General features: G+C 64.8%; 8 protein-coding genes and 1 pseudogene. 1 reads left to right on the top strand and 8 read right to left on the bottom strand.

What is annotated here, in order from left to right:
* From T281_RS07140 to phnG, 3 genes are all read right to left on the bottom strand, one after another.
* Positions 1–257, bottom strand: a 257-nt coding sequence (locus tag T281_RS07140) for a carbon-phosphorus lyase complex subunit PhnI (RefSeq protein ID WP_037236442.1), incomplete at its 3' end; no start/stop codon positions are given.
* Positions 258–869, bottom strand: a complete 612-nt coding sequence (phnH, locus tag T281_RS07135; RefSeq protein WP_037236440.1) for a phosphonate C-P lyase system protein PhnH — start codon at positions 867–869, stop codon at positions 258–260.
* A gap of 3 nt (positions 870–872) precedes the next feature.
* Complete coding sequence (gene phnG / locus T281_RS07130; RefSeq protein ID WP_037236422.1) at positions 873–1346, bottom strand: phosphonate C-P lyase system protein PhnG; 474 nt, start codon at positions 1344–1346, stop codon at positions 873–875.
* A 163-nt stretch (positions 1347–1509) separates the two neighbouring features.
* Between phnG and T281_RS07125 the strand changes: the two are divergent.
* Positions 1510–2115 (top strand): annotated as a pseudogene (locus T281_RS07125) (DapH/DapD/GlmU-related protein); the annotation flags it as partial.
* 9 nt (positions 2116–2124) lie between these two features.
* Here T281_RS07125 and phnE read toward each other — a convergent pair.
* The 5 genes from phnE to T281_RS07100 all read right to left on the bottom strand — a co-directional run bounded on the left by phnE (position 2125) and on the right by T281_RS07100 (position 8083).
* Positions 2125–2931 carry a phosphonate ABC transporter, permease protein PhnE gene (phnE, locus tag T281_RS07120; RefSeq protein WP_037236419.1) on the bottom strand — a complete coding sequence of 269 codons (807 nt, stop codon included), beginning with the start codon at positions 2929–2931 and terminating at the stop codon, positions 2125–2127.
* A gap of 75 nt (positions 2932–3006) precedes the next feature.
* Entirely contained in the window at positions 3007–4122 is a 1116-nt protein-coding gene (gene phnD / locus T281_RS07115; protein WP_037236455.1) for a phosphonate ABC transporter substrate-binding protein, read from the bottom strand.
* A 66-nt stretch (positions 4123–4188) separates the two neighbouring features.
* Positions 4189–5124: a phosphonate ABC transporter ATP-binding protein gene (locus T281_RS07110; RefSeq protein WP_037236416.1), complete on the bottom strand. Its 936-nt coding sequence runs from the start codon at positions 5122–5124 to the stop codon at positions 4189–4191.
* 110 nt (positions 5125–5234) lie between these two features.
* Positions 5235–6482, bottom strand: a complete 1248-nt coding sequence (locus T281_RS07105) for a NupC/NupG family nucleoside CNT transporter (RefSeq protein WP_037236415.1) — start codon at positions 6480–6482, stop codon at positions 5235–5237.
* Positions 6483–6607: 125 nt separating this feature from the next.
* Entirely contained in the window at positions 6608–8083 is a 1476-nt protein-coding gene (locus tag T281_RS07100) for a cobyric acid synthase (RefSeq protein WP_037236453.1), read from the bottom strand.
* Between the last annotated feature and the right edge of the window lie 68 nt (positions 8084–8151).

Raw genomic sequence — 8151 nt, 5'->3', positions numbered from 1 at the left:
GGCAGCGTCGTTCGGTAAGCGCGCACGAGGAAGATCGCCTCGATCAGATCGCCCCACGCCTGCTTGACGGCGAGCGCGGCAAGCTCGCGGTCGTAAAGCGAGCCCTCCGCCATCACGCGGGCGACGGCGAGCGCGAGTTGACCCTCGATCTGCTCCACGGATAGCTCGGGCACGGTCGCGTCGCCGCGCCGCTCATGCGCCAGAAGCTTGTGAGCGTTGGCAATCGCGCGCTCCCCGCCCTTCACGGCAACATACATCTAGCGATCCTCGTCGGTGCGCATGGTTGCGATGCGGGTGGAGCGGGGCAGCGCCGCCACCGATCCTGGCCCGGCGAAGATGATGTCGACACCGCATGGGAAGCGGCCGGTGTTGGCGCGAAGATCGACTGCGAAGTCCGGCGGAACCGGCGACGGCGCGAAGACGCGTCGACCCGCCACTCCCGGCCCGGAAAGCGTCAGCGGCAAACCGCCGGTGAACGCCGCGACCTGAAGGATGAGCGTCGTCGAGCGATCCGGGAAGTCGGGCGTGCCTTGCGAAAACGCGCCGAGCGGCGGAAGGGCGAGCGGATCGGCGGCGAAGGCGAAGACCGCTTGTTCGGGGTTCGCCGTCGCGGTCGCACCCGTATGGAACTTCAGCCACCGGGCGACGTCGTCAACTTCCGCCAAGGCTGCGTCGAGCCAGAACGGCGTTTCATAATCGAGAAGCGTCAGCGCCAGCGCAGCCGCCGATGGCGACAACGGCGCGGGCGGCGTGAGGGCGGCGGGCACGGCCCTTGTCTCGCCGGGGCGAGCCATTGCGTCCATCACCGCGCGAAACGTCGCTTGCGTGTCGAATACGGGATTTGCGAAGGCGGGAGAGATGGCGGGCACCGGTCAGTCCTCCCCTCGGACGAGAGTGAAGAAATCGACCCGCGTGGCGTCGGTTCTCGCGCGAGATTCCTCGCGCTCTCTGGCGAGCCTTTGGCGAACGGGCGCGATGATGAGCGTGTCGATTTCGGCGCGCCTGTCGCGGTTCTGCCAGAGCGCATCGCACAGCGCCGCAAGCCGCCCCTTTTCGTGGTCACGGCCGAGGATATAGGAAAAGCCGGTTTCGCCGCTCGCGATCCGCACGACGCAGCGCGTCACCGTCGCCTCGCCGACATTGAACGGTGCGCCGTCGCCGCCGATCCGGCCGCGAACCATGACGAGCCCGGTCTCCGGCTTGCGGATTTCGACGGCGTCGGTGCTTCCCATGCTTTCGAGCGCGACGCGAAGCTCGGCCGTCTCAGCCGCCGCGAAGGTTGCCATGGCGGCCTGGCGCATCGCGGTCTCGCCGTCTGTTGTCTGCGTGCTGCGTGAACTCGTCATAAGTCCTTATGCGGACGACGGAGCGCCCGATCCCTGCATGCAGCTTTAGAACGCATCCGGTGACGCTTTCATGACACGGCGCATGTCATTTACGCGTTACGGGGCTCGGACAAGAATGGCCTAGCTTCAGCAAGGTGCACCGCCGAATGACCATCAGACCTTCTCCGAAAAGCCCACACTTCACGAAGGCTGCGAGATCACGCGCTGCGTTCTCGGCGCGTATACGGAGGTTGGCGCAAGGACCAGCCTCCTCGAAGTGACCCTTTCGGATTACTCCTACATCGAACGGGATTCCGACGTGGCCTATACGACGTTCGGCAAGTTCTGCTCGATTGCGGCGAAGACGCGGATCAATCCCGGCAATCATCCGATGCACCGCGCGTCGCAGTCTCATTTTACCTACCGTGCCAGCGCCTATTTCGAGGGCGAGAGCGATGAGGACGCGTTCTTCGCGTGGCGGCGCAGCCACGCGGTGATTATCGGGAATGACGTGTGGGTCGGGCACGGGGCTGTCATCCTGCCCGGGCGCAGCGTCGGCGACGGCGCGGTGATCGCCGCGGGCGCCATCGTGACAAAGGATGTGCCCGCTTATGCCATCGTCGGCGGAAACCCGGCGCGGCTCATCAAATGGCGCTTCCCGGCGAGTATCGCAGAACGCATGCGCGCGCTCGCGTGGTGGAACTGGAACCATGCGCGCCTGCACGCTGCGCTTGCCGATTTCCGCGCGCTTTCGGCCGAGGACTTCCTGTCGAAATACGAAAACGCATAGCGTCGCCCGTCAGACGAGTGAACGGCGCAGACGGGCGCTCAGAAGGTCGATCATCACGACGGTAAGGACGACGATGATGATCTGCGCGGCGGTTTCGGCATATTGGAAGCTGCGGATACTCTCGTAGAGCGTCTGTCCGATGCCGCCAGCGCCGACGATGCCGAGCGTGGTCGCGGAACGCACGTTCGTCTCAAGCCGGTAGAGCGTCAGCGAACTCCACATCGGCAGCACCTGCGGAATCACGCCGAACAGCACCTCGTGGAAGCGGCTCGCACCGGTCGAACGGATGCCTTCGACGGGACGCGGATCGATGGCTTCGACGGCCTCGGAAAAGAGTTTCGCGAAGATGCCGACATTGTGGACGAAAAGCGCCATCACGCCCGCGAAGGGGCCGAGACCGACCGCGACCACGAAGAACAGCGCGAAGACGAGCTCGTTGATGGCACGAAACGAGTCCATCAGGCGGCGCACAGGCTGGACCACCCATTGCGGGCAGATATTGGCCGATGAGAGGATCGCGAAGGGGATGCCCACGACAACGGCAAGCGCGGTGCCCCAGAGCGCGATTTGCACCGTCACAATCATTTCTTCGAGGTATATGCGCCAGTCCGCGAAATTCGGCTGCATGTAGCCGCCGGCGAACTCGGCCATGTTCCGCCAGTCTGTGACGAGAGACACAGCGCGGTACATTTCCGCCGGACGCCAGCTCCACACGAGCAGCGCCACAACGATGAGCCAGAAGACCCATTGCCTGACGCGGTCGCTGATCGGCTTCGATGGAACTGCTGCGGCGGGCAAGTCGATGGTATTCGCCATGTCGGTCCTCTGGATATGCGAAAGGCGCCGGACGGTGCAGGAAACCGGCGCCTTCAGCCTACCTTTGCTGGGAGGTCAGTTCGTCTTGGACACGCTGAGCGCGAGGTCTTCGATGGTCTTGGCGACCTCGTCCTTCTTGCCCGCCTTGTCGGCGGCGACGAAAGCGGCGACAGTCTGCTTGAATTCGCTGGTCTCGGCCTTCTTCTCAAGCTCCTCGATCGAAGCGATCTTCGCTTTCAGATCCGTCGTCAGCTTTTCCTTCTCCTCGGCGGTAAGCTTCTCGTCCGCCGCGATCTTCATGAGCGACTTGTTCGCTTCGAGCTTGCGGATCGGCAAAAGCTGATCGTTGGACGAAGGCTTGAACGGTGACCAAAGCAGGTTGCCGAGCACTGCGTGCGATTGGGCGAGTTCCTCGTCGCTGCCGGTGCGGCCGTAGCTCAGGAGGAACTTGTAGATCTTCGTCTTCATTTCGGTATCGAGGTCGCGACGCCACACGATCGGGTCGAGCGGGATGATGGGCGACGTCCACACGACGCGGATCTTGGCGCGGCCTTCCGGATTCTTGATTTCAAGGCGCTGAAGGTCTTCGCTGTTGTTCGTCGCCGCGTTGACCTGCTTGTTGAGGACGGCGAGCGAGTTCACTTCATGGCTGCCGTTGCGGACCGTCTTGAAGCAAGACTTCGGATCGACCTTGCGGGCCGCGAACACATAGGTGGTCGGCACGAGGAAGCCGGAGGTCGAGTTCGGGTCGCCGATGCCGAAGTCGAGGGTCTTGTCGCACTTCAGCACGTCGTCGAGCGTCTGGAGCGGGCTGTCCTGGTGCACGATGATGTGGGAATAGTAGCCTTCGCTGCCGTCCTTCGAGACGGTTTGGGCGAAGACTTCGCCATTGGCGCGGTCGACGGCTTCGAGGGCCGACTTGTTGCCGTACCACGCGATCTGCACCTTGTTGAAGCGCATCGCCTCGATCACGCCCGCATAATCGGTGGCGTAGAACGCGTTCACCTTCACGCCGAGCGCCTTCGACATGGCGTCGACGAAGGGTTCCCAGTTCTTCTTCTGGTTGGACGACGCTTCGGTTGAAATAACGCCGAAGTTGATTTCATCCGGCTCGGCAAAGCTCGGCGAAACCGAGAATAAAAGCGCAGCCACCGGGGCGGCCGCCAACGCGAGTTTTCTGAAAGAAAGCATGATCACCTCTTGGACGTTCGGAAGAAGTCGGCACTCACTGCTATGCGACGGCTCTTCGCTTCGGCATCACGCAGGCTGCCGGGCGTCGATCTGCGCCGGCGACGGGGCAATTCTCAGCGAGGGAACGGTGGTTGCGGGCGCGGAAACGTCCTCGCCCGGCAGCGTCGAAACGGCGTGAACGGCGGGCGCATCGAAGCCCGGCACGAACAACTGCTCGCTCTCTTCGCCGTAGATCTCGTTCAGGAAGTCCCGCCCGAGCGCGGCTGACGGCCCGTCATAGACGATGGCGCCGTTTCTCAGCGCGATGGTCCTCGGGCAATATTTGATGGCGTATTCGACCTGGTGCAAAGAGACGAGAACGGTGATGCCGTCCTCGCGGTTGAGGTCGGAAAGGATGTTCATCACCCGCTTCGACGAGCTTGGATCGAGGGAAGCAAGCGGCTCATCGGCGAGGAGAAGCTCGGCGCGCTGAACGAGTGTGCGCGCGATGGCGGCGCGTTGTTGCTGACCGCCCGAAATGTCGGAGCCGCGCTGTAGCGCAAGCTGGGCGATGCCGACTCGGTCGAGCGCCCGCATCGCGGTTCGCTTGTCTTCCGCCGCAAAGTACCCGCCCGCGCCGAGAAGTGTGCGCCGTTGGCCGAGGCTGCCGATGCAGACATTCGTCAAGACGGAGAGGCGAGGAACGAGGTTGAACTGCTGGAAGATGACGCCTGTTCGTGCGCGGAGGGCCTTGGCGTGGCGCGTGACACGACCGTTTTCCTGCATGGGCAGGCCGAACAGGCGGACGACGCCGGATGCGCCGTCGCCGTTTACAGGCGCCGCGTCGACGGGGATCAGGCCGCCGATTGCGCGGATGAGCGTCGACTTTCCGGAGCCGGATGCCCCGATCAGCGCAACCATTTCACCGCGCTTCAGCGTGAAGCTGACATCGGAAAGCACGCGGCTTTGGCGGCCGAACGATTTCGAGATCCGGCAAACTTCCACAACGGTTTCGGTGCGCACAGGATGTCTCCAAGCCCGCATACGGCTCTAGCAGCGCCTTGTGACACGCGGATGAAGATGAAAATTGCGTTACGGAGGACAGGGAAAAGGGGCGGTCGTGTGCGCGCTGCCTAAACCAGCATCCCCGCAACGGCCCCGCTCGACATGGTCGCCAGCGTACCCGATACGATCGACCTTGGCGCGAGTTCCACGATTTCAGACCTGCGCTCCGGCGCCATTACGCTCATGCCGCCGATCATGATGCCTGCGCTGCCGAAATTGGCGAAGCCGCAAAGGGCGTAGGTCATGATCATTTTCGAGCGCGGGCTGAGCGCATCCGGCGGAAGCCGCGCGAGGTCGAGATAGGCGGCGAACTCGTTGACGACGGTTTTGGTCGCCATCAGGCCCGCTGCCGCGTCGAGTTCGCTTGCCCCGATGCCGATGGCCCAGAGGAGCGGCTTGAAGATGAATCCGAAAAGCTGTTGCAGCGTGAAAGCGCCGCCGCCGGGATAGGGAATGAGGCCGAGCGCCGCGTTGACGAGATGAACAAGCGCCACGAACACGATCAGCATCGCGATGATGCTGGCAACGAGGAAGATACCGTCGGTGGTGCCGCGCGTGATCGCTTCGAGGGCGCTCGACGGCGGATCGCTCTGTTCGAGCACAGCAGGCTCGCGCGCGCCCGCCTCGAACGGCACCATGATCGCGGCGATGGCGAGCGCGGCGGGCGTCGAAATCACCGAAGCGATGAGGATGTTTCCGAGCGCGCCGGGAATGACCGGGCCGAGCAGCGATGCGTAGATCACCATCATGGTGCCCGCGACGCCAGCCATGCCGCAGCTCATCAGGGCGAAAAGCTCGCCGCGCGACATCCGCATGAGATAGGCGCGCACCAGAAGCGGCGCCTCGACCATGCCGACGAAAATGTGGACCGCCCCGCCCAGCCCCAGCGCGCCGCCGATGCCGAGGGTGTTTCTCAGGATGAAAGCGAAGCCGCCGACGATGCGCTGGAGGATGCCCAGATAGAGCATGAGGCTAGCGAGCGCGCTGATGACTAGCACGAGCGGAAACGCCTTGAACGCCAGCACGAAACTCGCGCCGGGCGTGACCTCGGTAAAGGGAAGCGGCGCGCCGCCGAGATAGCCGAAAACGAGCGCGGTCCCGGCGTCGGTGGCGGTCTGAAGCGCTCCGACGGCATCGTTCAGGGTGGCGAAAACGGCGGTCGCGGGCGGGAATTCGATGAAGAGCACGGCGAGGGCAAGCTGAAGCGCGATGCCGCTCGCCACGATCCGCAGGGGAAGACGCCAGCGATCCTCGCTCAGGCACCAGGCCACGGCAAGAAGCGCGGCAATGCCCGCCAGTCCATGCACCACTTGCACGAGTGTAGCCCCCGACTTTCCCGGATCGCCCGGCCGGACCGCGATGGCAATCCCGTGAAAGCCGCGCTTGCGTCTGGTTTACACATTTGCGGTTGCAGCGCAATCCCGTGTGTCTTCGGCGCGGATCAGCGGGCGAGCGCCAGCAACGCGTCGATGTCGATGTGCCGCGCGAGGTGGGCGGCGAGGTGGTCAAGCGTGTCATCGATGGCGGCCTCATAGGAAAGCGCGGAAGGCTCGCCGCCGAGCCGCGCCAGCCACGCCGCGCGCTGGCGGTCCTCCGCAAAAAGCCCGTGGACATAGCTGCCCATCACGCGCTCATCTGCCGACGTAGCGCCGTCAGGCCTACAGCCGCCGTCCTCGTGGAGAAGCACCAGAGGCCGCGCTGTGTCCGGGCCGAAGGTGCGGCCGATGTGGATTTCGTAGCCCGAAAGCGGCACGTTGTCCGCCGCTGTCCGGCCCGTCACCGCTGCGAGCGTCTTGTCGCCCGCAAGCTCCGTCTCGACATCGAGCAGCCCGAGCCCCGGCACTCCGCCCGGCCTGCCCTCGACGCCTGCCGGATCGGCGACCCAGCGCCCCAGCATCTGATAGCCGCCGCAAAGGCCAAGCACGCGCCCGCCGCGCCGGACATGCGCGACGATGTCCGCCTCCCATCCGCAGGCGCGGAGCGCTGTAAGGTCTGCAATGGTGGCCTTCGAGCCGGGCAGGATGACGAGATCCGCGTCGGCGGGAAGCGGCTCGCCGTGGGCCAGCGCCACGAGATCGACGCCCGTCTCAAGCCGCAGCGGATCGAGATCATCGAAATTTGCGATATGCGGCAGCACGGGCACGGCGATTTTCACGCGCTGACCGGCTTTCGCTCCCTCGCGCACCCAGTCGCGGCTGAAGCCGTCTTCCGGCGGCAACGCATGCGCGTCGGCGAACCACGGCACGAGGCCGAGCGGCGTCCAGCCCGTGCGGTCGGCGACGAAGCGCATGCCGTCCGCAAACAGGCTCGCATCGCCGCGCATCTTGTTGACGATGAAGCCTCGGATCATCGCGGCGTCGTCCGCATCGAGCACCGCCTTCGTGCCGACGAGGCTCGCGATCACGCCACCCCGGTCGATATCGCCGATGAGCACCACGGGCACGTCGGCCGCCCGCGCAAAGCCCATATTCGCGATGTCGTTCGCGCGGAGGTTCACCTCGGACGGCGAGCCCGCACCCTCGATCAGCACGAGGTCGCATTCCGCCTTCATCCGCGCGAAGCTTTCGAGAACCGGCGGCATCAGCGCCGCCTTGCGCGACTGATAATCTCGCGCCTCGGCCTTGCCCCACACGCGCCCCTGCACGACGATCTGCGCACCGGTATCGCTTTGCGGCTTCAACAGCACGGGGTTCATGTGGACGCTCGGCGCCACGCGCGCCGCGCGGGCCTGAAGCATTTGCGCGCGGCCGATCTCGCCGCCGTCCGCCGTGACGCCCGCGTTGGTCGACATGTTCTGCGGCTTGAACGGGCGCACGGAAAGCCCGCGATCCGCGAGCAGACGGCACATCCCCGCCACGATCAGCGACTTGCCGACATCGGAGCCGGTTCCCTGAAACATCAGCGCGCGGGCCGTCATCGGCGGCTCGCTTTTCGGATCAAAGGGTTCGTTCCGCTCATCGTTCTCTACCAATTGCTCATGTTCGG

The organism is Rhodomicrobium udaipurense JA643 (assembly GCF_000636015.1).
In the GTDB taxonomy this organism is placed as follows: domain Bacteria; phylum Pseudomonadota; class Alphaproteobacteria; order Rhizobiales; family Rhodomicrobiaceae; genus Rhodomicrobium; species Rhodomicrobium udaipurense.
This window is presented reverse-complemented; position numbering and strand designations above follow the sequence as displayed.

Coding starts and splice junctions, on each gene's coding strand:
- phnG (WP_037236422.1), bottom strand. CDS start 1,346: ATGACGAGTTCACGCAGCACGCAGACAACAGACGGCGAGACCGCGATG.
- phnE (WP_037236419.1), bottom strand. CDS start 2,931: ATGGCGAATACCATCGACTTGCCCGCCGCAGCAGTTCCATCGAAGCCG.
- T281_RS07100 (WP_037236453.1), bottom strand. CDS start 8,083: ATGACGGCCCGCGCGCTGATGTTTCAGGGAACCGGCTCCGATGTCGGC.
- phnD (WP_037236455.1), bottom strand. CDS start 4,122: ATGCTTTCTTTCAGAAAACTCGCGTTGGCGGCCGCCCCGGTGGCTGCG.